Origin of the sequence: Acinetobacter sp. AR_0276 (genome assembly GCF_003000705.1) — a bacterium.
In the GTDB taxonomy this organism is placed as follows: Bacteria; Pseudomonadota; Gammaproteobacteria; order Pseudomonadales; family Moraxellaceae; genus Acinetobacter; species Acinetobacter nosocomialis.
In genome coordinates this window covers 3,506,099-3,532,284 of record NZ_PSQO01000004.1, presented here as the reverse complement: position 1 = coordinate 3,532,284, position 26,186 = coordinate 3,506,099, and the positions used below count along the sequence as shown (strand labels likewise).

Here is a 26,186-nt window from a genome sequence, read left to right as displayed (position 1 = left end):
TATGGCGATTCAGTTCAAACAGCATAAGCCTTGGTTACTCGGAATTACGATTTTAATCGTAGTTCTGGGCCTCGTCGGTTACCGTTATATTAAAAATAAACAAACCGATGATGTTTTAACGATTGGCATTAGCCCGCCTTATGCTGAGCTATTACAAAGCGTTGCCAATGAAGTAGAAAAGCAAGGCGTTCATGTCAAGCTTGTTGAATTTTCTGATTGGCGGGCACCAAACGTTGCCGTACAAAACGGTGATATTGATGCAAACTTTTTCCAGCAAAGCGTATTTCTACGTAATGCTGTTAAAGAAACGGGCTATGACTTACATGCATTTGGTGTGGGCTCAGGAAGTCATGTCGGTTTATATTCAAAAAAATATAAATCACTTGAAGAATTACCTTCAAAAGCACGTGTGGCTATTCCAAATGATCCAGTCAATTTAGCTCGTGCTTTAATTTTATTGCACCGTGCAGGTTTAATTCAGCTTAAAGACATAAATAATGAACTCTCAACAACCCAAGACATTATTGCAAATCCTAAACAACTGAGCTTTGTTGAAGTTGAAGGCCCTCAAACTGCACATGCATATAATGATGTCGATTTAATTTTCGGCTTCCCCCACTACTTAAAAATGGCAAAGGTAACCGACCCACATAGCGCATTATTTTTAGATCCAATCGATAAAAAATATGCAATTTTGTTTGTGACCCGTCGCGATTACCAAGACAAAAACCAAAAACTTGCAACCTTTGTTAAAGCATTCCAGAACTCAAAACAAGCACAAGACATTCTGGATAAAGACTTTGGTAAAGGTTTGTGGTTTCAAGGCTGGAAATAAGGAGAATGGCAATGGTGAGTTTTGGATCACAAGTTGATTTTTCTCTACCTCATATCAAAATTCGTGGTTTAAATAAGTTTTACCAATCTCAAGGTCAAAAACTGCATGCGTTAAAAGAGATTAACCTTGATATCCCACAAGGTAAGATTTTAGGCATTATTGGTAAAAGTGGTGCGGGAAAATCTTCCCTACTCCGCACTTTAAATGGCTTAGAACAAGTAAATACTGGCAGCATTCATATTCATCAACAAAATATTGCTGAATTGAGTCATGCTGAACTCATTCAAACCCGCCAGCGCATTGGAATGATTTTTCAACATTTCAATTTGATGTCTGCAAAAACGGTCTGGGAAAATGTGGCATTGCCCTTAAAAGTTTCCAATTACAACAAAGCAGATATCGACCAACGTGTAAATGAAGTTCTGGCACTCGTAGGTCTTGCAGATAAATCTAACTATTATCCATCACAACTTTCTGGCGGACAAAAGCAACGTGTTGGTATTGCACGTGCACTTGTTCACCACCCTGAAATTTTACTATGTGACGAGGCGACATCAGCACTCGACCCTGAAAGTACTGCCACTATTTTGGCTTTACTTAAAAAGATTAATCAGGAACTTGGCCTCACCATTGTATTAATTACTCACGAAATGCAGGTCATTCGAGAAATTTGTGATCAAGTCGTTGTGATTGATCAAGGTGAGATTGTAGAGGCTGGACAAGTTTGGTCGGTATTTTCACGACCAGAACAACAAATTACTCAAGAACTGTTAAACCTTGAGCAAATTACCCTGCCTTTTAAAATCAGCCCTCTACCCGATGAAAATTCGACGCATATAATCCTAAAACTGAAATATGAGGCGGAAGCACATCAGGTTCCGGATATTCAAGAACTCCTTGCTAGATTTAAAGCACCAGTCAATTTATATCAAAGTCAGGTGGATACCATTCAAGGGCATATTATTGGCTCGCTTTTAGTTGGTATTCCTAACGTAGAAATTGATCTTTCATCTATACAACAAGATGCATTAACAGCAAATGCACAATTTGAGGTACTTGGCTATGCAAGACCAGCTCATTGATTTATTAATTACTGGAACTGTAGATACCTTACTCATGGTAGGTGCATCTGCATTTATTGCTTTTTTAATTGGCTTACCTATTGCTGTTGTTTTAGTCAGTACTTCTGAACATGGCATTCACCCGTCGCAAAAGATTAATCAGTCTTTGGGTTGGGTCATCAACATTACTCGTTCTGTACCTTTTCTTATTTTAATGGTTGCACTTATTCCTCTTACTCGCTGGATTGTCGGCACAAGTTATGGCGTATGGGCAGCGGTGGTTCCACTAACTATTGCCGCCATTCCATTTTTTGCGCGTATTGCAGAAGTCAGCTTACGTGAAGTCGATCAAGGCTTAATTGAAGCAGCACAAGCCATGGGTTGTAACCGTAAACAAATTATTTGGCATGTACTTTTACCAGAGGCTTTGCCGGGTATTGTGGCAGGCTTTACAGTGACTATTGTGACCATGATTAACTCATCTGCGATTGCTGGTGCTATTGGTGCGGGTGGCTTAGGAGACATTGCTTATCGATACGGTTATCAACGTTTTGATATGCAAATTATGTTGGCTGTAATTTTAGTGCTCATTATTTTAGTCATGTTAGTACAAGCGACTGGCGATGCATTAGCCCAGCAACTTGATAAACGTAAAGTTTAAAAGTAATACACCCCTGCTCTAGCCATGACTTTGTCATGGCTTTCATGTAAAATCAGCGACAATTTTTAATTTACACATTTGTGAGTGGTTTTCATGGGTTTTAATTGCGGTATTGTTGGTCTGCCAAACGTAGGGAAATCTACCCTTTTCAATGCATTAACGAAAGCAGCGATTGCAGCGGAAAACTTCCCTTTCTGTACCATTGAACCAAACACAGGTATTGTTCCTGTACCAGATCCACGTTTAGACAAACTTGCTGCGATTGTTAAACCACAGCGTATTTTGCCAACCACAATGGAATTTGTGGACATTGCAGGTCTTGTTGCTGGTGCCTCAAAAGGTGAAGGTTTGGGTAACCAGTTCCTTGCTAACATTCGTGAAACTGATGCGATTGCTCACGTTGTACGTTGTTTCGAAGATGAAAACGTCATACACGTAAATGGCAAAATTGATCCGTTAGACGACATCGCAACTATTAATACTGAACTTGCACTTGCAGACCTTGAAACTGTTGCTAAAGCAATTTTACGCTTAACTAAAGTAGCTAAAGGCGGTGACAAAGAAGCTGTAGCAACTAAAGCAGTTTTAGAAAAAATTCAACCGTTGCTTGACGAAGGTAAACCAGCTCGTGCAGCTGATTTGTCTGATGACGAGCGTAAATTAGTTCGTGGTTTTGGTTTAATGACTTTAAAACCAACTATGTATATTGCAAACGTTGCAGAAGATGGTTTTGAAAACAACCCACACTTAGAAGCAGTTAAAAAACTTGCGGCTGAAGAAAACGCTATCGTTGTTCCTCTTTGCAACCAGATTGAAGCTGAAATTTCATTATTAGAAGATGAAGATCGTGCTGAGTTCTTAGAAGCAATGGGTATGGAAGAACCTGGCTTAAACGTGGTTATCCGTGCAGGTTATGCGCTTTTAGGTTTACAAACTTATTTCACTGCCGGTGTACAAGAAGTACGTGCTTGGACAGTAAAAGTTGGTGCAACCGCTCCTCAAGCAGCTGGTGTGATTCATACCGACTTTGAAAAAGGCTTTATCCGTGCTGAAGTTGTTGCATACGATGACTTCGTACAATACAACGGTGAGAACGGCGCTAAAGAAGCTGGTAAATGGCGTTTAGAAGGTAAAACTTACGTCGTTCAAGACGGCGATGTTATGCACTTCCGTTTTAACGTTTAAGTTAAAGCTAAAAAAGCCCCAATATATTGGGGCTTTTTTTATATTTAATGACTTAAATCCATCGCCTCTCGTTTACTACGGGCCTCTTGTAGAATACGCGCATGCAAAGGCTTTCTAAAACCTAGCATAAATATAAATTCTGCCAATACAAATAATGGACCTATCGCAAGTCCTATTACATCATCAACAAAAGCAGGTTTTTTCTTTTCAAAATAATGACCTACAAACTGAAACACCCATCCCACTACAAAGAAACCAATACTTGCAGCCAACCATTGTCCTAAAGAAAGCTCGGCAATTTGACTCGCCAATGGATACACAGCCACCAATATAATGAGCATGATTAAGCCAAAAACTTTATCTAAAAATAAATAGTAAATTGAGCTTATTGCAATCAACACTATGGCTAAAGTGAGTTTAAAACTGTAAATGTCTAGTCCAGCTCTTGCTGTTAAACATAAAATTGAAAATACAATAAGCGGAATACCAACAAAGTGCGTCAAAATATTTTGATGATTTAAATGATAAGCCGCATATTGGCTCAGTTTCTGTTCCAGATTTGACATAAGTTATTCCCTATTCACCTAACTATAGCCATACTGTACAAATAAGGAAAATTTAAAGTTGTCAGCTATTTGACAAAGTAATGAATTTTTTCATGGATGGGCTGATATTGGATCTTATTTATATTAACCGATTAAAAGAAAACACATGGTTTAGTGTGCTGCCGGAAACATTCCAAAAGTTTATTCTAGAATATGGCAAGCAAATTACTTTTGAGAAAAATAGCTACGTTTTCCACGCTCAAGATGAGTTTGATGGTATTTATACCGTCCTTGAAGGCTCAATTAGCTTGGGTTATGTCGATGTAAATGGTAATGAAGCACTTTCTGCAATTGCTGAGCCGATTATGTGGTTCGGTGAAATATCTTTAATTGACCATGAACCACGTTCGCACGATGCGATTGCTTTGAAAAAAAGTACAGTTCTACATATTCCTGCAAAACCATTAAATGACTTACTCAAAGATAATCCGTATTATTGGTACTATTTTGCACGCTTAACCAGCCAAAAACTCAGGTACGTTTTTTTAGAACAGATTGCCATACAAACACGCAGTCTTTCTCAAAGACTTGCTCAACGTCTTTTATTTATTTTAGAGGGTTACGGCAATCATCTTATTGTCCAAGAAAGACAAATTCATATTTCTCAAGACCAATTAGCTAATATGCTAACCGTCTCAAGACAAACCATTAATCATGAATTAAACCTTTTAGAAAAACAAAATATTATTAAAATTTCGTTTAGAAAAATTGAGATTTTAGATATTGAAAAATTAAATTTAATTGCAAAATCGCATACTTAAAGGTGCTATATAATAAAAACTTAAAATTAAATTAAAAAATCAGATAACACTGCAAAATAAAACATTGTTCAAACTCTATTTCACAAAATAAGTATTCCAAAACAGAAATTTTCATCTTACACTCAAACTGAGCAATAATACTCAACAAGGCGCTGATTAACATGAAAAAATTATCAACAATTCTTACAGCTGGCGTATTGGCAATGTTAAGTGTTTCGGCATTTGCATGTCCAAAAGGAACTCAACTCCAAGGAGGAACTGGACCACATCATAAAGGCGGTAAATGTGTTGCTGTAAGCGGCAAGACTACTGCTCAAAAAGCAAAAAAAGAAGCTGAAAAAACAAAAACAGATGTTAAAAAAGATATGAATGAGCAGAAACATGCTGCAATGACTAGCGCAACTCACGCTAAACAAGAAGCAAATCAAGCTACTCATCAAATGAAACAAGATGCTGTAAAAACTGCGAACACTGCTAAAACCGCAACAAAACCATAATTAATATTGATTAATTTATGGATATAAAAAGGCGAGATTTAAAATCTCGCTTTTTTATATGTAGTCTCTTTATTTCGGAGATGTATTTCCTAAATTAGGATTATCAATCGCGTCCTTACATTGCTGCTTATCACGCTCATAATCAGCCTGTTTTTGAGCAACAGAATTTGCATTTTCCACAGTTTCTCTCGCCCACACATCTAAACTGGTTAAGGCTTTGCGGCAAAGCGCATATTTTCCTTCAGTGACCGAATCCGTCATTTTCACATTAATACGCCAATCCGTACTGAGCTGACGCAGTGGTTTACGAACTTTATCATTTATCTGACTAAGCTGTTTTCCATAGACTAAAGGATCAACGGTATTAATGAGTGTCCATGCTTTGTTTGCATAGGCCGTTGCATCATTGGTTAATTTCGGCGCTGGTTTAATTTCAACTTTTTTATCCGTGCTCTGATTTCCATTATCACAGCCTTGCAATATAAATACGCTCGCACTCAGGATGGCGATATAAACTAAACGAGTTTTTGACTTGAACATATCAAACTGCCGAATTAAACATTTCGGCACTATGCTATTAAATTCGGCTACAATACTCAATCTTTCAAGTTATTATAATTGGTTTACTGCCAAGGTGTCTTGTGTCAAATCAACAACAGATGGCTGCTCAAACAGCAACTTTTTGGCAGGGTGCCAAAGATAGTCAAGCCATCGTACTTACTTATTTACCGGTTTCTTTTGCCTTTGGCGTTTCTGCATCTCAATTTGGTTTTAGCCCATGGGAAGCATTTTTTCTTTCATGTTCAATGTATGCAGGTGCTAGCCAATTTTTAGTGGTGGCTCTTTTAGCAAGCGGCTCCTCTATTTGGCTAACTGCCCTAACGGTTATTGCACTTGATATTCGCCATGTACTTTATGGTCCAGCACTATATAACCTAATTCCAAATAAACTGAACTTAAAAAAGACGGCTGTTTGGGCTTGGGGCCTTACAGATGAGGTTTTTGCGAGTGGAATGATTCAGCTTTCACAGCGCAAGCAGCAATGGTCTGAATCTTGGATGTTAGGCTTAAGTCTGTTCAGCTGGATGTCTTGGGCAAGTGGTTCATTGTTAGGTGGGCTATTTGCAGATCAAGTCGCTCATCTTCCAAAGTTTTTACAAGCAGCTTTAGATTTCTTATTACCTGCTTTATTTTTAAGTTTTTTACTCGCGGCTTTTGAACGTAAACATACTTTAGTCGTCGGTGTATCCTTAATCGTTTCAGCCTTGGCCTGTTATTGGATTAACTTATCTGCTGCTATTTTTATTGGTATTTTTTCAGGCATTTTAGCGGGTCTATTTAAACATTATGTGCTGAAACAGTTTGATGAGGTTGAAGCCTAATATGAACTTAGAAATTATTTTGGTCGGCATTATTGTTGGTATTGCTAATTTTGCTTCCCGCTTCGGACCATTTTTTGTTATACAGAAACTACAAGTTACTCATCAAAAACGTGGGGCTGTCTGGATAAAAATTGCTTTAGGAAGTATTGGTATATCTGCAATTAGTGCAATGCTTGTGGTTGCCACCCTGCCCCCACTTCTTAAAAATCCAGATAAAAGTTTAGCAATGCTCATCGGCTTTCTGGTTTTAGCAGGTCTTTATTTTAAATTTAAGAAAATTGTTCCTGCGACGTTAACTGCTGCACTCGTTTATGGCTTGATCTACACTTATTTACCTTTATAAATAGATAAACTTATCAACATTATATAATATATAAATGCTAGAAGTGATTAAAAATAATGACTTCTAGCATGAAAAACTCATTTTTGAAATTTATTAAAAGATAACACCATCTAGCGATTAGAGATAAAAATGTCACAAGTTAAAATTTATGCAAATGAACAAACGATCATGCAATATCGAGAAATGCTTTCTCATGCGATTCATCAAGCGCTCATTGAAGAGTTGAAATACCCAATCGAGAAAAGATTTCAAAGGTTTATTAGCCTTAAACCAGAAAACTTTATCTATCCTTCAGATCGAAGCCAGCGCTACGTTATTATTGAACTTTCAATGTTTACTGGCCGAAGCACCGAAGCCAAGAAAAGATTAATCCAAACCTTATTTCGTAATATTCAACAGTATTGCCGAATTAATCCTCAAGACATTGAAATCACAATTTTCGAAACCCCTAAAGAAAATTGGGGTATCCGTGGTCAAAACGCAGATGAATTACATTTAAATTATCAAGTTAACGTTTAAAAACGACTTACCTCATTGTCTGACAAAATTCATCTTTTTATGCGTTATAAGGCTTAACTCCACCATAAGTTCTGCTATGCTTAAAAAAATAATTTTGTCAGGATGATTCGCATGAGCGTGACACTCGGTACCCCACTTCAATCTTCTGCATTTAAAGTTTTATTGTTAGGTTCAGGAGAGCTTGGCAAAGAAGTTGTAATTTCCCTACAACGCCTTGGTGTAGAAGTACATGCAGCCGACCGTTATGATCACGCACCAGCTATGCAAGTTGCACATTTTTCTTATGTGTTAAACATGGCTGACCCTACTCAATTAAAACAGCTCATTGAAAAAGTTAAACCGAATTTAATTGTTCCAGAAATTGAAGCGATTGCGACAGAAGTTTTGCTTGAGATTGAAGCTAACCAAACAGCAACTGTCATTCCTTCTGCTAAAGCTGTAAACCTCACCATGAACCGTGAAGGTATTCGCCGACTTGCTGCTGAAGAGCTTGGTTTACCTACTTCTGCTTATCGTTTTGCTGACTCTTTAGAAAGTTTCCGCGCAGCTTGTGATGATATTGGTTATCCGAACTTTGTAAAACCAGTCATGTCATCTTCAGGTAAAGGTCAGTCTCGCGTAAAAAGTTTCGATGAAGTCGACGCGGCTTGGGAATATGCAATGCAAGGTGGTCGTGTTAACCAAGGCACTGTCATTATTGAATCTCAAATTGATTTTGATTTTGAAATTACCTTACTTACTGTTCGTGCTAAAAACCCTGAAACCGGTGAAATTGAAACTCACTACTGTGACCCAATTGGTCACCGCCAAGATGCAGGCGACTATGTAGAAAGCTGGCAACCTCAACCAATGACACCTGCTGCACTTGAAGAAGCAAAACGTATTGCAAATAAAGTGACAACAGCACTTGGTGGCTGTGGTATTTTTGGTGTAGAACTGTTTATCAAGGGTGATAAAGTTTGGTTCAGTGAAGTTTCTCCTCGTCCACACGACACAGGACTTGTAACTTTAGCGTCTCAGTATCAAAGTGAATTTGAATTACATGCACGCGCCATTTTAGGTTTACCTGTAAATACAGCACGTCACAGTGTGGCCGCAAGTGCCGTAATTTATGCTGGAGTCGATGCTAATAATTTAAGTTATAGCAATCTGAATGTAGCCTTAGCTCACCCAGATACTGACTTACGTTTATTTGGCAAACCTGAAGGTTTCAAGCGTCGCCGTATGGGTGTCGCAACGGCTCGTGCTGAAAATACTGATATTGCCCGTACTTTAGCGAAAGAAACCGCTGATCAAGTAAGCGTTCAAACAAACTCTTAATTTTTACTTATTGGTAGACCCATTTTCATGATCAATACATCGCCATTGTTGAACTATGTCTCAAGTCATCATGATATTAAAGCCATTAATCAGTGGCGAACGGATGTAGAAAAACAGTTGCAAGATTCATATGAAAATGGGCAATCTATTCGTGAAATTATTAAAGCTCGTTCAGATTTAGTTGATGAAGCACTGATCTTTTTATGGAAACATGCTGAACTTGATCAGACTGAATTGGGTCTTTTTGCTGTAGGTGGTTATGGGCGCCGTGAAATGCTGCCCTATTCCGACGTCGATATCATGATCCTATCGGAACATGAAATTAACGAAGAAAATGGAAAACGCATCTCTACTTTTATTTCTTCATTATGGGACGTTGGAAACTTTAAACCCGGCATTAGCGTTCGTACCATTCAAAGCTGTGTTGAACAAGCCGCTACCGATTTAACGGTTGCAACCACTTTAATTGAAGCGCGTTTAATAACAGGTAATACTCAACTTGCAAGATGGCCTCGCCGCATTGTTTCACAAACATGGACAGATAAAACCTTTTATGACGCAAAAATGGCAGAACAAGCCAAGCGTTACCACCAACACAACAATACTGAAAGTAATTTAGAACCTGACATTAAAAATGCACCAGGTGGTATTCGTGATATTAACCAGATTGGTTGGATTGCTAAACGCCACTTCCGTGTAAACCGTATTTATGACTTAGTACATTTAGGCTTTATTTCAGAATTTGAATTGGGTGTTTTAGAAGAAGCAGAAAGTTTTCTTTGGGAAATCCGTCACCACTTACACCGTTTAGCCAAACGTGATGAAAACCGTTTGCTTTTCGATCACCAAAGGGAAATTGCCGCTAAATTTGGATATGTGCGCCAAGAAGGCCAACCTGTAAATTATGGCGTTGAGCAATTCATGAAACGCTACTATCGTACGGCACAACAGGTTTCAACACTGAATGAAATGTTGCTGGCGTATTTTAGTGAGTCTGTCATTACTCCTCGACTCCCCAACTATGAACGCAAAATTGAAGTTGTTAACGATCACTTTAAGATTGTCGATAATAAACTTGCCGTACAGCATCATAAAATATTTGCAGAACATCCAAGTGCGATTTTAGAGTTGTTCTATATTTTAGCGAATCGACCAGATATCGAAGGTATTCGTGCTCGAACTTTGCGCTTACTTATTCTTGCAGCAAAAAGAATTAACCAAAGTTACCGTAATAACCCAGAAAACCAAGCACTGTTTATGTCGATTATTCGCTCACCGTATCGTCTATACGATACCTTAGTTGCGATGAAACGTTATGGTGTTTTAGGAAACTATATTCCTGCTTTTGGGCAAATTATGGGTCTTATGCAATATGACCTATTCCATATCTATACGGTCGATGCTCACACCTTATTACTACTACGTAATTTAAATCGTTTTAGAGAACCTGAATTTGCCAAAGAGTTCCCTGTGGTAAGCTCAGTTTTCCAACGTCTTGCCCGTCAAGATATTGTCTTTATTGCTGCATTATTCCATGACATTGCAAAAGGCCGTGGTGGTGACCACAGCGAACTTGGTGCAGAAGACGCGATTGAGTTTGGACGTGCACATGGCTTTACAGAGCGTGAATGCAAATTAATCGCATGGCTCATTCAAAATCATTTACTCATGTCTTTGACAGCTCAGAAAAAAGATATTTCCGATCCGGATGTTGTTAAAGATTTCGCTGAAAAACTTGGTGATATGGAGCATCTTGATTATCTCTATACTTTGACGGTTGCCGATATTAATGCGACAAATCCAAAACTCTGGAATACATGGCGCGCATCACTTATGCGTCAGCTTTATACCCATGCCCGTGATGTAATCCGTACTGGTTTAGGTCGTCCTGTTGACTATCAAATGCTGATTGAAGACACTAAGTTTGCAGCAAGTGAATTACTGGTAAATAACTTTGCATTAGCTGATGTCGAAAAAGTATGGCAAGAACTTGGTGATGAATACTTCATTAAAGAGTCAGCAGACGAAATTGCATGGCACACACAAGCAATTTTAAAACATGGTGATAATCCGGAGCCATTAGTCCTCTTGCGTGCCCACCGTAAAGCAGCTCAGGATGCTGTGCAAATCTTTATTTATACACGCGATCAACCTAATCTCTTTGCCACAACCGTTGCTGTTTTAGACCGAATGAACCTAGACGTTCAGGACGCAAAAATTATCACGGCAAGTACAGCATTTAGCTTAGACACTTATGTTGTACTCGATCGTTTCGGTACATTACTTACCGACCCAGAACGCGAAGAAACTGTTAAAAATGCATTAGTGAAGGCACTTAGCCAACCAGACCAATACCCTGGGCTAATGCAACGCCGTATTCCACGTCAATTACGTCACTTCGATATTGAAAATACAGTCGACGTTACATTGAATGAAGCTCTACAGCAAAACATGGTCGAAATTTCAACACTTGACCATCCTGGCCTACTTGCACGTGTAGGTGGTTTATTTATGATGCAAGGTTTAGACATCCATTCAGCCCGAATCGCAACTTTAGGTGAACGTGCCGAAGATATTTTCTTTGTCACCAAAAAAGATGGAAAACCGCTGAATAACGAAGAGGTCAAACTCTTCTCGGAAAAACTGAAAGCTGCATTAGATGAAGCATCTAATCAAATTTGTCAGCACTGAAACTCAACTACTTGGTAACTGTTTAATGAACTCTAGCTTGTCGTTATTACATCCGTATCCATTTGAAAAGTTAAACCAACTTTTTAAGGATACTACTCCTGCTAACCTTCCCTTGATTCCACTATCAATTGGTGAACCTAAGCATCCAGCACCAGAGTTTGTTAAACAGGCTATTATTGATAACTTTAATCATCTATCCACTTATCCAAACAGCAAAGGCTTACCTGAGCTTCGCCAAAGTATTGCAGAGTGGTTAACTAAGCGCTTTAAACTTAATAGTATTAGTGCTGAAAACCATATTTTGCCTGTATCTGGTACACGTGAAGGTATTTTCTCTTTTGTTCAAGCTTTGATTAACCGTGAAGATGCACCCTATGTGGTGATGCCAAATCCGTTTTATCAAATTTATGAAGGTGCTGCTTTACTCGCAGGTGCTAAGCCATACTTTATTAATTGCACAGAAGAAAATGGTTATTTAGGTGACTTTGACGCAGTACCAGCAGAGGTTTGGGAAAAGACAGCGCTTCTTTTTGTATGTACACCGGGCAACCCAACAGGTACTGTACTTTCTAAAGAGCAATTTAAAAAGCTGATTGCCCTATCTGATCAATATAATTTTGTTATTGCTTCTGATGAATGCTATTCAGAACTTTGGTTTGACCAAGCCCCTACAGGTTTATTAGAAGTTTGTGCTGAACTTGGCCGTGATGACTACAAAAACTGTATCGTCTTCCATTCACTTTCAAAACGCTCAAATTTACCGGGCATGCGTTCAGGTTTTGTAGCTGGTGATGCTGATTTGTTAAAACCATATTTGCAATACCGAACCTATCACGGTGCAGCAATGCCCGTACAACATCAGCTTGCTTCAATTGCTGCATGGAATGATGAAAATCATGTTGAAGAAAACCGTAAGCAATATCGTGCAAAATTTGACTTATTCCAATCTGAACTAGGCCATTTGCTTCCATTACAAAAACCTGATGCTGGTTTTTACTATTGGCTAAAAGTTGATAATGATGAAACTTTTGCCAAGATGCTCATGGAAAAAGCACACATTAAAGTTTTACCGGGTCGTTATTTATCTCGTGACACTGAACAAGGTAACCCAGGAGCCAACCATGTACGTATGGCTTTAGTGGCAGACTTGGCACAATGTGAAGAAGTGGTTAAACGTTTAAAAGCGATTCTGTAAGCTTCTTCTTACTTAGTTGTACAGCCTTTACTCAGGTTGTACAACTAGGCTATAAAGCTATTTATATGTAATCAAAAGCACAGCAAAAATAATAAAAGCAATACTAGAACAATAGTATAAACCTGTCGCAGAGCGCTTAATTTTGTCTAAAACCCGCCCCTGAGCAAGTAATCCAATCAGCAGAATATTCCAACCAAGAACAACTCCAACCATCCATACACTCATGAGCAGTTTTTGAATTAAGCTAAACTTATATTGTATAAGCAGCATCAAACTACTATAAAACATAATATTTTTAGGATTTAGAAGACTAGACTGCACACCTAACATTAAACTTTTAATTTTGTTTTTCTTAAGGTTGGCTTGATCACTTAAATTATTGTCTTCAGGTGAAAAAGATAAAACACTAGATCTGGCTGCCTTAAAGCAAAGAACACTCAAATAAACTAAATACGCTGCACCAAGCCATTTCAATAATGTAAGAATGCTACTGCTCAAATCTCCAAGCAGCATAAAACCAAATAAACATGCAGCTAAAATTAAAGCATTTCCGAAAGTAATGCCCAAAACAACACCATAGGTATAACGGCGCCCTTTTTGCAAAAGACTAGTGAGAATTAAAAAGAAATCCGGACCCGGTGATAACAGTGCCAAAAAATGAGTAAATGCAATAACTAAAAAAACTTCCATAACGGCTTCATCTATAAAACAGTCTGGAAAATCTTAGAAATAGAGCTAAACAATTTCTTGTAAATTATTGCGCGGCTGCGAGCTGGAACTGCCGAGGAGTTACCCCTGTATGCGCTTTGAAAGCTTTATGAAAATGGCTTTGATCACTAAAACCTAAGTTGACGGCCAGCTCTGCGAGTGAAATTCCCTGTTTAAGGAGTTCTCGAGCTTGGTTAATTTTTAAATTTATTTGAAAAGCATGGGGTGTTAGACCGACATTTGCTTTAAATAACCGTATGATCGCATAACGGCTCAGACCAATCTGCTGGGCAAGTACCTCTAAAGAAATAAAATCCTCAGAAGAGGTAATTACATTAATTAAATCTAGAAAATCTCTATATAAGTACTGCGGTTTTTGTATTTCTTCTAAAATAAAATGAGGCAATAATAAATCTATAAGACAATCAAAAAGCGCCTGTTCCTTTTCAAGAATTAGCTTTTGCGTATCAAAAAGTGTCTTATTCATTTCAGTAAAAGCTTTGTATAAAGTTTCATCTTTTATAATGATCGGCTTATGCTGTGGCAGATGCAAATCAAAACCTTGCTGTTGAAACTCTGAATATAACTGGCTTAACCAAGTCAGATCTAAATGCAACATTTGGTAACTCCAAGCCATATTTGGCTTAGGATTACAAGAATGCTCAATATGGGCGGGTACAATAACTAAAGTACCCGCGGAGATCTCTTGCGCAGTGCTAAAAGAACTTTTAAAAATACTATTCCCTTCGTCTACAGCACCAATTGAAAATGTTGGATGGCTATGAGACTTATAACATGTTCGGCTAAAACACGACCTTCGAGTTTCAACATATGGCATTCGCCGATCTTGCCAAAACTCGAAAGGTTGAGGAATAGCGTTCATTGAATCGATTAGCCCGCTAATGCTTTTTCAATATCGGCTTCCAATGCCTCTGGTTTAGTTGTAGGTGCATAACGATTTAAAACTGAACCATCTTTGCCAACCAAAAACTTGGTAAAGTTCCATTTAATACTACTACTTCCCAAAATTCCTTTTGCTTCACGTGTTAAATATCTAAAAATCACATGAGCTTCAGGCCCTTTCACATCGACTTTGGCAAACATAGGGAATTTCACCCCATAATTTCGCTGGCAGAAAGCCCCGATTTCTTTATTATTTCCTGGATCTTGCCCACCAAACTGGTTGCAGGGAAAACCTAAAACTTCCAAACCTTGATCTTTATATTTTTCATAAAGTTTTTCGAGGCCCGCAAACTGTGGAGTAAAACCACATTTACTGGCAGTATTTACAATTAATAAAACTTTACCTTTGTAATCAGCAAATTGCTTAATATCACCTTCTAACAATTCAGCTTCAAACTGATAAATGTTACTCATGGATAAGTTTCCTCGTCATTTTTTTCTTGTGTTTTAAGTTGTAATGATGCCGAGTTCACACAGTAGCGTAAACCTGTCGGCTGTGGTCCATCTTCAAAAACATGCCCAAGATGGGCTTCGCAATCATGACAAACAATTTCAGTTCTGACCATACCATGTGTTAAATCTTCATGTTCATCAATAACAGTTCCATTTACTGGGCGAAAGAAGCTTGGCCAACCGCAACCGCTATCGTATTTTGCATCTGACGAGAACAATTCCGCGCCACAACAACGACAAACATAAGTACCGTGCTGCTTAGTATTCCAGTATTGCCCCGTAAAAGCTGGTTCAGTGCCCTTTTGTCGTGTTATCCGATATTCTTCTGGTGATAACTCTCTTTGCCATTCCCGGTCTGTTTTATTAACTTTTCCCATGACATGCACCTTTTATTCTGATGTAAACATAAATTGATAATCGTATTTTATATTTACGCCATTCATCAAAAAAACACTAGTCTCTGAACGTAAAATTTGTTGGAATTTAATCATCTAAGCAATAGAAAGCAAAAAGTAAGCAAATTACAAAAACAAAAGTAAGCATATTTATGCTTTATTTTCTTTCAAGGAAGCAAAGATGGTGCTATTCTTGTTTGGCACGGTTGTATAGGACAAAACATGTCTCAGAAAAAAAGTGTGCTTTTCCAGCAACTATTACCAGTTATCAAAGAGTATCAGCAATCGGGTTTTACCCATGAAAAAATTGTTGAATTACTAAAAGATCAACATGATCTAAATTTGGTAACGGTTAAAACATTTAAAAGTTATTTATACCGATATGCAAAAGTGAACCCAGCTATGTCTAAAAATACTGCTACTCTCCAATCCATGCCAACTTCTCGGGAAATTAAGAAATCATCGAAGCTTGAGCATGTTTGCTATGACATTCGCGGACCTGTATTACGAGCCGCCAATGAAATGGAAGAGCAAGGACATAAAATCATTAAGCTAAATATCGGCAACCCTGCTCCATTTGGTTTTGAAGCACCACAAGAAATTATTAATGACGTTGCTTTAAACCTACCAAATGCAATTGGCTATGTTGACTCAAAAGGTATCTTCCCTGCACGTAAAGCGATCTGCCAGTACTACCAACAAAAAGGTATCTTAAATATGCACGTTAATGACGTGTATATCGGTAACGGCGTGTCTGAACTTATTGTAATGGCTATGCAAGGTCTACTTGATGATGGCGATGAAATGCTAATTCCAATGCCGGACTATCCGCTTTGGACAGCAGCCGTTAATCTTTCGGGTGGTACTGCTATTCACTATAAATGTGATGAAGAAAATAGTTGGTATCCAGATATTGCCGATATTGAAAGTAAAATTACTTCAAATACCCGTGGTATTGTGATTATTAACCCGAACAACCCAACTGGCTCGGTATATCCACGCCACGTGCTTGAACAAATTGTGGCTCTTGCCAAGAAATACGATTTGATTTTATTTGCTGACGAAATTTACGACAAAATTGTTTATGACGGAATTGAGCACGTTTCGGTTGCCTCTTTAGCTGGCGATCAGTTATGTATTTCGTTCAATGGTTTATCAAAAGCTTATCGTATTGCTGGTTTCCGCTCAGGTTGGATGGCAATCACAGGCGATAGAAGTCGTGCGGCAGACTATATTGAAGGCTTAGATATGTTAGCTTCTATGCGTTTATGCGCAAACGTACAAGCTCAATATGCAATTCAAACTGCGCTTGGCGGCTATCAATCCATTAATGACTTAATCCGCCCGGGTGGTCGTCTATATGAACAGCGCAATATCGCATGGGAAATGTTAAATGAAATTCCTGGGGTAAGCTGTGTAAAACCAGAAGGTGCAATGTATTGTTTCCCACGACTTGATCCTAACATTTACCCAATCGAAGACGACGAAAAGCTAATGTTAGATTTACTTCGTGCCGAAAAAGTACTTTTGGTACAAGGAACGGGATTTAACTGGCCAACACCAGATCATTTCCGGGTTGTTTTCTTACCTGCAGAAAATGAATTACGCGAAGCAATTGGTCGCTTAGGTCGTTTCTTAGCAAATCGCCGTTAAAAAATGCATAATTAAAAAAGGCATCTCAATTAGATGCCTTTTTTATTTTTATACCATTTATGCAGGTAGTTAAAAACTTAACCACTTCATTTTAAGCATACTTGAAAAACAACTTAGTATGTTGATTCAAATATGTTTTTTATAAAACAAATTCATTCTAGTCTTTTCTTAAAAAGAAAATAATATTTTTTACCATTCGATTAAATTCTTATATTTTTCCTGTATTTCTCTTCTCGCTATTATGCAAAAAATGCATGAGTTGATATTTTTTTGCATTTCACACTGCTTCAAAATCGAGCAACAATCCCTTTCCATAACAACATCACCATATTCGATTCGGTTAACACTGATGCAGATTTAGGAAGATGAAATCAGTTAACGGACCGAACTGAACTTACAAGGAAAGCTTTTCAATCATCTCTAGCCCATCTAAAAGATGATTGAACCCAAAGGATAGAGGTTCATATGAAGCAAAAGAAATTGCTCAAGTATATTGTGGTTGCTATTTTATTAGGAGTATTGACAGGTTGGATCTGTCACCACTTCTTTAATGAAGGTGAGCAACTGAAGCAAATCGCTTCTTATTTCAATATCGTCACAGATATCTTTTTACGTCTCATCAAAATGATTATTGCACCACTGGTATTTGCCACAATTGTGTCTGGCATTGTATCTATGGGTAAATCAACTTCTATTGGTAGTATCACGCTTAAGTCAATGACTTGGTTTATTACTGCGTCATTTGTATCGCTTGCAATCGGTATGGGTTTAGTCAATTTTTTTCAACCTGGCGCGGCATTAAATTTAGTATTACCAACAGCTCAAGAACTCAGTAGCGCCTCTCTCCCAGCGACTACTGGCTTTACACTACAGTCATTTTTAAGCCATGTTTTTCCACGCAGTATTGCAGAAGCCATGGCGAACAATGATATTTTACAAGTGCTTGTTTTTGCTATTTTCTTTGGTTCAGCACTCGCATATGTCAATCAGGGTAAAGAAAAAGACTCCGTTATTATTCGTCTAACAGATGAACTCAGTAAAATTATGTTCCGTATTACTGATTACGTCATGAAATTTGCACCTATAGCAGTTTTTGCAGCGATTGCTTCTGCAATTACAGTACAAGGTTTAGGATTAATTGTTGACTACGGAATTTTAATTGCAGAATTCTACTTTGGGCTTTTATTACTCTGGGTTGTTTTATTCTCGGTGGGTGCAATCGTACTGAAAAAAGATATCTTCCGTTTAGGCAAGTTAATTCGTGAGCCTGTAACCCTTGCTTTTGCTACAGCTTCTAGTGAATCAGCTTATCCTAAAGTTATGGACGCCCTAAATAAGTTCGGTGTGCCTAAAAAAGTGACGAGCTTCGTTTTACCTTTAGGTTATTCATTTAATCTTGATGGTTCAATGATGTATACCACCTTTGCGGTACTCTTTATTGCTCAGGCTTACCACATTGATTTGAGCTTTACCCAGCAAATCTTAATTTTGTTAACTCTTATGGTAACAAGTAAAGGTATTGCAGGTGTTTCGAGAGCTTCTATTGTTGTAATTTCAGCGACACTCACGATGTTCCATTTGCCTGAAGCTGGCATTTTGTTATTGCTTGGAATTGACCAATTCTTAGATATGGGCCGCACCGCTACAAATGTGGTTGGTAATAGTATTGCTACCGCAGTTGTGGCAAAACTTGAAGGTGACAAAGTTGCTGATATTGAAGAGTCGCCAGAACCTGTATTAATTAAAACAACACAAGAACAAACGATCGCTTAAGTTTCTCTTTTCTCCCACTCTCCCAACTAAAGAGCAATTTTATATGACCAATAAAATTGCTCTTTTTTTATTCTAAAATTAAACAATAAAAATTTACCGACATTTTTATATTAAATAATGAACTCAATAATAGGTTTTAGTTCCTATTAAATTTCTTAATTTTAAACCTTAAAAAAAGAATAAAAACCAAACAATCAAAATTTATATTTTTAAAAATATAGATCAAATGCTTACTTTTTAATTCAATTTATTGTTTATTATTTATATTAAATAACTGAAATTATTATTGAGTTTAACTATATGAATTTTAATATTATTTATAATTTTAACTATAACATTAAAAATCAACAATATAAAATTATCATCTGGTAAATAAAACTTTAAAACCACCTATTATTTTTTATTTTTATAATAATAAAAAAGTCATTTGTAATCTTTATATAAAAAAGTGAAAAAAGAGAGATAAATTAGAAAAACTTAATAGATTTTTTATTTTTTTCATGATATTTATTAGCGCTGAATAAGAGCAATGACTAAATGATTGTTGTTGAAACAAAATGATATTCAGGGATGCTTCTTATTCAAATAAGTTGTGAATATGTTTTACATGGTATGTATTTTGCTTAGGAAAAGCAGGCGTATTCAGCAAACTTCTACTTCGTCACTTCATAAGGATATTTTCGATGTTGACTAAAACTGTTAAATCTTTCGGTTTAGCTATGGGCTTATTGGCCTGCTCTCTCCCTCTTTACGCAAAAAACAACGTTGTTGTCGTTGCTACTGGCGGTACAATCGCTGGTGCTGGTGCAAGCTCAGCAAATAGTGCAACTTACACAGCAGCAAAAGTTCCAGTTGATGCTTTAATCAATGCAGTGCCACAAATCAAAGATTGGCAAATGTGAGTGGTATTCAAGCATTACAGGTTGCTTCTGAAAGTATTACTGACAAGGAATTATTACAAATTGCTCGTCAAGTAAACGACCTTGTTAAAAAGCCATCTGTTAATGGTGTGGTAATTACTCACGGTACAGATACTTTAGAAGAAACAGCGTTTTTCTTAAATCTTGTTGTTCACACTGACAAGCCGATTGTTGTTGTTGGTTCTATGCGTCCTTCAACTGCACTTTCAGCAGATGGACCACTTAACCTTTATAGCGCAGTTGCTTTAGCAGCTTCTGATGAAGCAAAAAATAAAGGCGTAATGGTTCTCATGAACGACTCTATTTTTGCTGCACGTGATGTAACTAAAGGCATTAACATTCATACAAATGCTTTTGTTAGCCAATGGGGTGCTTTAGGTACATTAGTTGAAGGTAAACCATACTGGTTCAGACAGTCTGTTAAACGTTTTACAAATGCTTCAGAATTTAATATTGAAAATATTAAAGGTGATGCACTTCCACTTGTACAAATCGTTTACGGTTCAGACTCTATGCTTCCTGACGCTTATGAAGCATATGCAAAAGCTGGCGCTAAAGCGATTATCCATGCAGGTACAGGTAACGGTTCTGTTGCGAACTATATTGTTCCAACTTTACAAAAACTTCATGATAAAGACGGTATTCAAATTATCCGTTCATCACGTGTACCACAAGGTTTCGTATTACGTAATGCTGAACAACCTGACGATAAATATGGTTGGGTAGCTGCTCATGACTTAAACCCACAAAAAGCACGTCTTCTTGCAGCTTTAGCTCTTACTAAGACGAATGATGCTAAAGAAATTCAACGCATGTTCTGGCAGTACTAAATTTTTCAACCAGCCCGAATCAGTTTGGGCTGGTTCTTTTCTCCTGCTTCAAAAGACGCAACATCTTTGATCAATCCTCTACTTTCGTGTTCTCAACATTCTGTTTAAATACTAAAATCCATAACAGTTGCCAAAATATTAAGCATTTCGTTTGAACTTTGCGTGTTAAACTATGCTTCGGTCGCATTAAGGATTGGTTTATGCAGTTTGTTCATCTCGGTATTTACACAGAATTTTCGATTACAGAGTCGATTGTTCGCATACCCGACTTGGTCAAGGCTGCTGTAAAGGATGAAATGCCTGCGCTGGCACTTACCGACTTATCTAACCTTCATGCTGCTGTAAAGTTTTATAACTCTTGCCTCAAGAAAGGTATTAAGCCTATTTTGGGTAGCACAATCCGTCTTAATGATGCCCAGCATCGTGCAACTTTGCTTGCAATGAGCGATATCGGATGGAAAGGACTGACTGAAATTGTTTCGCGTGGCTTTATTGAAGGTCAGCAACTCAGTATTCCTTGTGTACAAAAAGAATGGGTTCTAGAGCAGCATCAAGATATTATTGTTTTACTTGGCCAACATAGTGATGTTGGGCAAATGCTTTGCTCATCTAATCCGCAAAAAGCAGAACCCTTACTTGAAGAATGGATCGAAAAGTTTGGCAATCGAGTTTATCTTGCTTTAACACGTACTGATCGTGCCGGTGAAGAAGATTTTATTCAAGAAGCTGCCAAGTTAGCAGCTAAATATAATATTGGGGTAGTTGCCCACAACGATGTGCACTTTGTTGAAAAAGAAGATTTCGAAGCACATGAAGCACGTGTATGTATTGCAGATGGTTATGTTTTAGCAGATGACCGACGTCCACGTTTGTATAGTCCTGAACAGCATTTCAAAACTTCAGATGAAATGATTGAGCTGTTTTCAGATATCCCGAGTGCTATTGAAAACACCTATCATATTGCTAAACGCTGTAATGTCAGCTTAAAACTCGGCACTTACTTCTTACCTGAGTACCCAATTCCTGATGGTTTTACCATCGATACCTATTTTGAGCACTTATCAAAAGAAGGTTTGGAAGAGCGTTTAAACTATCTTTACCCAGTTGAAAAACGTGGTGAAGACTGGCCTGAAATTCGTAAGCCTTATGATGAGCGAATTGATTATGAAGTTGGAATCATTCTTAAAATGGGATTCCCTGGCTACTTCCTCATCGTCATGGACTTCATTCAATGGGCAAAAAATAACGGTGTCCCTGTAGGGCCAGGCCGTGGTTCTGGTGCTGGCTCATTGGTTGCCTATAGCTTAAAAATTACCGACCTTGACCCTCTTCGTTATGACTTGCTCTTTGAACGTTTCTTAAACCCAGAACGTGTATCGATGCCCGACTTTGACGTCGATTTCTGTATCGCAGGACGTGACCGTGTTATTGACTACGTATCACGTACTTATGGGCGTGAAGCAGTTTCTCAGATTGCAACTTTCGGTACCATGGCTGCAAAAGGTGCGATTCGTGACGTTGCCCGTGTCTTAGGTAAGTCTTATGGTCTAGCTGACCGTATTTCAAAAATGGTTCCAACTAAACCACTCGGTGTAGATTTAGCAACCGCTATTGAGATGGAACCTCAGCTTAAAGATATCGTTACCAACCCTTCAAATCCAGATAATGATGATGCCAGTGAAATTTGGGAAATGGCATTAAAATTAGAAGGTATTACTCGAAATACAGGTAAACATGCCGGTGGTGTTGTTATTGCGCCAGGTAAAATTACTGACTTCTCTGCAGTACTTTGTGATGCAGACGGTACGAACCGTGTAGCTCAATACGATAAAGATGACGTAGAAGCTGCAGGTCTCGTAAAATTCGACTTCTTGGGCTTACGTAACTTAACGGTTATTGAAGATGCAATTCAAAATATTAATAAAAACCGTGGCAATGACCCTTTAAACATTTCACACGTCCCTCTTGACGACCCTAAAGCTTACTCTGTCTTTGCCGATGCAAATACAACCGCGGTATTCCAGTTTGAATCCGTCGGTATGAAGCGAATGCTTAAAGAAGCACGTCCAAGTAAATTCGAAGAAATTATTGCGTTCGTGTCTTTGTATCGTCCGGGCCCGATGGACCTGATTCCTGACTTTATTCACCGTATGCATGGTGGAGATTTTGAATATCTTCATCCATTGCTGGAAGGCGTATTAGAGCCAACCTACGGGATTATGGTTTACCAAGAACAGGTAATGCAAACTGCACAGATTTGTGCGGGTTATACACTCGGTGGCGCTGACTTACTTCGCCGTGCAATGGGTAAAAAGAAACCTGAAGAAATGGTGAAACAACGCCAAATCTTCCTTGAAGGTGCTGGACAAAAAGGCATTGACGAAAGCACAGCCAACCATATCTTTGACTATATGGAAAAGTTCGCAGGCTATGGTTTCAACAAATCTCACGCAGCTGCTTATGCCCTTGTTGCATACCATACAGCATGGTTAAAAGCTCATTATCCTGCCGAATTTATGGCAGCGGTAATGTCATCGGAAATGCAGAACACTGACAGTGTCGTATTTTTGATTGATGACTGTCGAAATAACGGACTTGAGGTCTTACCTCCGTCAGTTAACATGTCAACTTATCATTTCCATGCCAGTGATGATAAAACCATCGTTTATGGTTTAGGTGCAATTAAAGGTGTTGGTGAACAGGCAATGCAGTCTGTTATTGACTCACGTCGTCAACAAGGGCCTTATACTGACCTATTCGACTTCTGCCACCGTATTGATTTGAAAAAAATCAATAAACGAACTTTAGAAGCACTTATCCGTGCTGGTGCGCTTGATTGTTTAGGTATTGAACGTTCAAGTTTAATGGCTCAATTGCCTGAAGCCGTACAAGCAGCTGAACAGGCACGTAGTAACCGTGAAAGCGGTATTATGGATTTATTTGGTGAAGTTGAAGAAGTTCAACGTAAACCAGCTAAACCTGTTAAGCCATGGAGTGATGAGGTTCGTCTTAAAGGCGAAAAAGATACACTTGGTTTGTATTTAACGGGTCACCCAATTGATGTGTACCGCCAAGAACTCAAAGCCTTTATTCCTGCAAAACTTAATGAAATTACCGCAACTCGCCGCGGTGTAACGACAGTTTATGCAGGACTCGTCCTTGACGTAGCGAATTTCCCGAACCGTGTTGTTATCGTACTTGATGACGGAACGGCACGTATTGAAGTCAGCTGTAACCACGAACGTTTCCAGCGCTTTAAAGATATTATTCAAGTTGAGCGTGTAGTTGTCTTTGAAGGCGAGATTTATGAGCGTGAAGGCTTTGATCGTCCAATGGGACGTCTGAACAAAGCATTTAGCTTAAATGAAATCAGACAAAAACGTGCCAATAGTATTCAAATCAAATTAACTAATGATTTAATGCAACCAAGTTTGGCAAAAGATCTACAAAATATCTTATTGCCTTATTGTAATGTTGATATGCATCAGCATATTGCAATACATTTACAGATTGACCAATCCTATGCTCAGGCTGAGCTTCAGCTTGGGCCGCAGTGGAAAGTCGCACCTTTAGATGAACTACTTGCCAAACTAAGAGATTACTTTGGTAAAGATAATATTCATATTGAATATCAGGTAAAATCTAAGGCAGCTAAAGCAGCAGAACCTGTTCGTCCACAACCTGTTGCCTCACCTCCTGTGGACATGACTATTGATGATGCGTTGGATTCATACCAAAGCGAAGTTTCTCAATATTCGTAATTTCTGGAAATCTTATGAGTTTGTTTGACGACACCGCCGTGTCAAAACAATTAGCACAAGTGCGTATTGTCATGGTCAATACCACTTTACCAGCTAATATTGGCAGTGCTTTACGCGCAATGAAAACAATGGGCTTGAGTAAGTTAGTTCTGGTTTCACCAAAAACCTATCCACATCCAGATATTCAGGCGCTTGCTGCTGGTGCACAAGATTTATTAGAACAAGTTGAAATTGTTGAAACACTCGAAGACGCCATTAAAGACTGTCATTTAGTTTTTGGAACGAGTGCGCGAAGTCGTACTATTCCATGGCCTTTGCTTGACGTGCGCCCTGCTTCAAAAGAAGCAATTAAGGCAGCTTCACAAGGTCAACAGATTGCGATCGTTTTTGGACGTGAAGACCGCGGTTTAACCAATGAAGAGTTGGCATTAGCAAACTATCACCTTACTATTCCTGTAAACTCAGACTATGGTGTACTTAACGTTGCTCAAGCGATTCAAGTCGTATGTTATGAACTTCGCATGTCGGTATTAGAGCAAAAAGAATCAGTTTCTGATGATGGGCAAATGCCACTTGCTCAAGGTCAAAGCATGCAGTGGGATGAGCCTTTAGTCACTCAGCAGCAAATGGAAGAGTTCTATCCTCATTTGGAAAAAATGCTCACTGAAATTGAATTTTTAGATCCAGAAAATCCACGTTTATTACCTTTACGCTTGCGTCGTTTATTTGGTCGTATACAATTAGATCGTATGGAATATCATTTACTTCGCGGTATTTTTAGTCGTGTTCAAGCCCTCACAAGCGGCAAATGGAAAAAAGCATCATCGGACAAGGAGGATCAATCCAATGCTTAAACAGCTTAAAGAAGATATACAGGCTGTATTCGCGCGAGATCCTGCTGCACGAAATACACTCGAAGTACTTACCACTTACCCAGGTATACACGCTTTACTTTTGCATAGACTTGCACACGAATTGTGGAAAAAAGATTGCAAAGGTACTGCCCGTTTTGTTTCGTCATTTAGCCGTTTTGCAACCGGTATTGAAATTCATCCCGGTGCTAAAATCGGCAAACGCTTCTTTATCGATCATGGTATGGGTGTTGTGATTGGTGAAACTGCTGAAATTGGTGACGATGTAACGCTATACCACGGTGTTACCTTAGGTGGTACGACTTGGAATAAAGGTAAGCGTCACCCAACTTTAGAAGATGGTGTAGTTGTAGGTGCCGGTGCGAAAATATTAGGACCGTTTACAGTTGGTAAAGGTGCTAAAGTCGGTTCAAATGCAGTGGTGACAAAAGCGGTACCCGCTGGTGTAACAGCAGTTGGAAACCCTGCTCGCTATATTTATAAAGATGCCGACAAAACTAAAGATAAAGATGAAGAGCGCCGCCGTGATTATGCGCAGAGTATTGGTTTTGCTCCGTATGCGACTACTGCTGATCAATCTGACCCAATTTTAGAAGGAATGCGAGTTTTACTTGACCGTATTCAGCACAATGAAACGCGTATGAATAATTTGTGCCAACGCTTATCCGAACTTGACCCCACTTTCAAAAAAGAAAGCCAAGATGAACAGCCTTTTAGTGATGAAGAGCTAAAAATTCTTGAAGAAGTTCGTCGTGAATGCGGTGCACAAAACAAGACATCAAAAACGTAATATTCTTGATTCA

Annotated in this window: 23 protein-coding genes and 1 pseudogene; 18 read left to right on the top strand and 6 right to left on the bottom strand. The window is 38.4% G+C overall.

Features of this window, described 5'->3' with window-relative positions:
• Nucleotide 1: 1 nt before the first annotated feature.
• The 4 genes from CSB87_RS17850 to ychF all read left to right on the top strand — a co-directional run bounded on the left by CSB87_RS17850 (nucleotide 2) and on the right by ychF (nucleotide 3,742).
• On the top strand, nucleotides 2–835 hold the full coding sequence (locus CSB87_RS17850; protein WP_004887572.1) for a MetQ/NlpA family ABC transporter substrate-binding protein: 834 nt from the start codon (nucleotides 2–4) through the stop codon (nucleotides 833–835).
• 5 nt (nucleotides 836–840) lie between these two features.
• The gene (locus CSB87_RS17845; RefSeq protein WP_079377084.1) at nucleotides 841–1,917 is read left to right on the top strand and encodes a methionine ABC transporter ATP-binding protein; all 1,077 of its coding nucleotides are present in this window, start codon (nucleotides 841–843) and stop codon (nucleotides 1,915–1,917) included.
• Entirely contained in the window at nucleotides 1,898–2,557 is a 660-nt protein-coding gene (locus CSB87_RS17840; RefSeq protein ID WP_004887575.1) for a methionine ABC transporter permease, read from the top strand. Before CSB87_RS17845 ends, CSB87_RS17840 begins: the two co-directional genes overlap by 20 nt.
• Nucleotides 2,558–2,650: 93 nt before the next feature.
• On the top strand, nucleotides 2,651–3,742 hold the full coding sequence (gene ychF, locus CSB87_RS17835) for a redox-regulated ATPase YchF (protein WP_002050104.1): 1,092 nt from the start codon (nucleotides 2,651–2,653) through the stop codon (nucleotides 3,740–3,742).
• Nucleotides 3,743–3,786: 44 nt separating this feature from the next.
• Here ychF and CSB87_RS17830 read toward each other — a convergent pair whose 3' ends face one another.
• Nucleotides 3,787–4,308 carry a DUF962 domain-containing protein gene (locus tag CSB87_RS17830; protein ID WP_004887576.1) on the bottom strand — a complete coding sequence of 174 codons (522 nt, stop codon included), beginning with the start codon at nucleotides 4,306–4,308 and terminating at the stop codon, nucleotides 3,787–3,789.
• 92 nt (nucleotides 4,309–4,400) lie between these two features.
• Between CSB87_RS17830 and CSB87_RS17825 the strand changes: the two genes are divergently transcribed.
• Together CSB87_RS17825 and CSB87_RS17820 are read left to right on the top strand one after the other, a co-directional pair.
• Nucleotides 4,401–5,108, top strand: a complete 708-nt coding sequence (locus CSB87_RS17825) for a Crp/Fnr family transcriptional regulator (RefSeq protein ID WP_004887577.1) — start codon at nucleotides 4,401–4,403, stop codon at nucleotides 5,106–5,108.
• Between the two features lie 161 nt (nucleotides 5,109–5,269).
• Entirely contained in the window at nucleotides 5,270–5,605 is a 336-nt protein-coding gene (locus CSB87_RS17820) for a hypothetical protein (RefSeq protein ID WP_002050113.1), read from the top strand.
• 69 nt (nucleotides 5,606–5,674) lie between these two features.
• On the opposite strand, the gene CSB87_RS17815 is transcribed toward CSB87_RS17820, so the two are convergent.
• The gene (locus CSB87_RS17815) at nucleotides 5,675–6,145 is read right to left on the bottom strand and encodes a hypothetical protein (protein WP_002050258.1); all 471 of its coding nucleotides are present in this window, start codon (nucleotides 6,143–6,145) and stop codon (nucleotides 5,675–5,677) included.
• Nucleotides 6,146–6,264: 119 nt separating this feature from the next.
• Here CSB87_RS17815 and CSB87_RS17810 point away from each other — a divergent pair, with 119 nt between their 5' ends.
• The 6 genes from CSB87_RS17810 to dapC all read left to right on the top strand — a co-directional run bounded on the left by CSB87_RS17810 (nucleotide 6,265) and on the right by dapC (nucleotide 13,055).
• Nucleotides 6,265–6,987, top strand: a complete 723-nt coding sequence (locus CSB87_RS17810; RefSeq protein WP_023188365.1) for an AzlC family ABC transporter permease — start codon at nucleotides 6,265–6,267, stop codon at nucleotides 6,985–6,987.
• Nucleotide 6,988: 1 nt separating this feature from the next.
• Nucleotides 6,989–7,330 (top strand): L-valine transporter subunit YgaH, encoded by a 342-nt coding sequence (ygaH, locus tag CSB87_RS17805; RefSeq protein WP_106105123.1) that lies wholly within the window; start codon nucleotides 6,989–6,991, stop codon nucleotides 7,328–7,330.
• Between the two features lie 129 nt (nucleotides 7,331–7,459).
• Nucleotides 7,460–7,849, top strand: coding sequence for a tautomerase family protein (locus CSB87_RS17800; RefSeq protein WP_106105122.1), 390 nt, complete (start codon nucleotides 7,460–7,462; stop codon nucleotides 7,847–7,849).
• 102 nt (nucleotides 7,850–7,951) lie between these two features.
• The gene (gene purT / locus CSB87_RS17795) at nucleotides 7,952–9,169 is read left to right on the top strand and encodes a formate-dependent phosphoribosylglycinamide formyltransferase (RefSeq protein ID WP_079377083.1); all 1,218 of its coding nucleotides are present in this window, start codon (nucleotides 7,952–7,954) and stop codon (nucleotides 9,167–9,169) included.
• A 27-nt stretch (nucleotides 9,170–9,196) separates the two neighbouring features.
• Nucleotides 9,197–11,860, top strand: coding sequence for a [protein-PII] uridylyltransferase (gene glnD, locus CSB87_RS17790; protein ID WP_106105121.1), 2,664 nt, complete (start codon nucleotides 9,197–9,199; stop codon nucleotides 11,858–11,860).
• Nucleotides 11,861–11,885: 25 nt separating this feature from the next.
• The gene (gene dapC / locus CSB87_RS17785; protein WP_006580992.1) at nucleotides 11,886–13,055 is read left to right on the top strand and encodes a succinyldiaminopimelate transaminase; all 1,170 of its coding nucleotides are present in this window, start codon (nucleotides 11,886–11,888) and stop codon (nucleotides 13,053–13,055) included.
• Nucleotides 13,056–13,112: 57 nt separating this feature from the next.
• Here dapC and CSB87_RS17780 read toward each other — a convergent pair whose 3' ends face one another.
• The 4 genes from CSB87_RS17780 to msrB form a co-directional block, all read right to left on the bottom strand.
• On the bottom strand, nucleotides 13,113–13,745 hold the full coding sequence (locus tag CSB87_RS17780) for a LysE family translocator (protein WP_004887582.1): 633 nt from the start codon (nucleotides 13,743–13,745) through the stop codon (nucleotides 13,113–13,115).
• Between the two features lie 64 nt (nucleotides 13,746–13,809).
• On the bottom strand, nucleotides 13,810–14,655 hold the full coding sequence (locus CSB87_RS17775; protein ID WP_025466842.1) for an AraC family transcriptional regulator: 846 nt from the start codon (nucleotides 14,653–14,655) through the stop codon (nucleotides 13,810–13,812).
• Nucleotides 14,655–15,140, bottom strand: coding sequence for a glutathione peroxidase (locus CSB87_RS17770; RefSeq protein WP_002050111.1), 486 nt, complete (start codon nucleotides 15,138–15,140; stop codon nucleotides 14,655–14,657). The genes CSB87_RS17775 and CSB87_RS17770 overlap by 1 nt, the downstream gene beginning before the upstream one ends.
• Entirely contained in the window at nucleotides 15,137–15,556 is a 420-nt protein-coding gene (gene msrB / locus CSB87_RS17765; RefSeq protein WP_002050224.1) for a peptide-methionine (R)-S-oxide reductase MsrB, read from the bottom strand. Before msrB ends, CSB87_RS17770 begins: the two co-directional genes overlap by 4 nt.
• A 240-nt stretch (nucleotides 15,557–15,796) precedes the next feature.
• Here msrB and CSB87_RS17760 point away from each other — a divergent pair, with 240 nt between their 5' ends.
• The 6 genes and pseudogenes from CSB87_RS17760 to cysE all read left to right on the top strand — a co-directional run bounded on the left by CSB87_RS17760 (nucleotide 15,797) and on the right by cysE (nucleotide 26,173).
• Nucleotides 15,797–17,227 (top strand): pyridoxal phosphate-dependent aminotransferase, encoded by a 1,431-nt coding sequence (locus tag CSB87_RS17760; protein ID WP_004709244.1) that lies wholly within the window; start codon nucleotides 15,797–15,799, stop codon nucleotides 17,225–17,227.
• 465 nt (nucleotides 17,228–17,692) lie between these two features.
• The gene (locus CSB87_RS17755; RefSeq protein ID WP_002049955.1) at nucleotides 17,693–19,000 is read left to right on the top strand and encodes a dicarboxylate/amino acid:cation symporter; all 1,308 of its coding nucleotides are present in this window, start codon (nucleotides 17,693–17,695) and stop codon (nucleotides 18,998–19,000) included.
• Nucleotides 19,001–19,683: 683 nt separating this feature from the next.
• Nucleotides 19,684–20,750 (top strand): annotated as a pseudogene (locus tag CSB87_RS17750) (type II asparaginase).
• A gap of 200 nt (nucleotides 20,751–20,950) precedes the next feature.
• Nucleotides 20,951–24,511 (top strand): DNA polymerase III subunit alpha, encoded by a 3,561-nt coding sequence (gene dnaE, locus CSB87_RS17745; RefSeq protein ID WP_004887588.1) that lies wholly within the window; start codon nucleotides 20,951–20,953, stop codon nucleotides 24,509–24,511.
• Nucleotides 24,512–24,525: 14 nt separating this feature from the next.
• Nucleotides 24,526–25,365: an RNA methyltransferase gene (locus tag CSB87_RS17740; RefSeq protein ID WP_004887591.1), complete on the top strand. Its 840-nt coding sequence runs from the start codon at nucleotides 24,526–24,528 to the stop codon at nucleotides 25,363–25,365.
• Nucleotides 25,358–26,173 carry a serine O-acetyltransferase gene (gene cysE / locus CSB87_RS17735; RefSeq protein WP_000917698.1) on the top strand — a complete coding sequence of 272 codons (816 nt, stop codon included), beginning with the start codon at nucleotides 25,358–25,360 and terminating at the stop codon, nucleotides 26,171–26,173. Before CSB87_RS17740 ends, cysE begins: the two co-directional genes overlap by 8 nt.
• Nucleotides 26,174–26,186 lie beyond the last annotated feature (13 nt).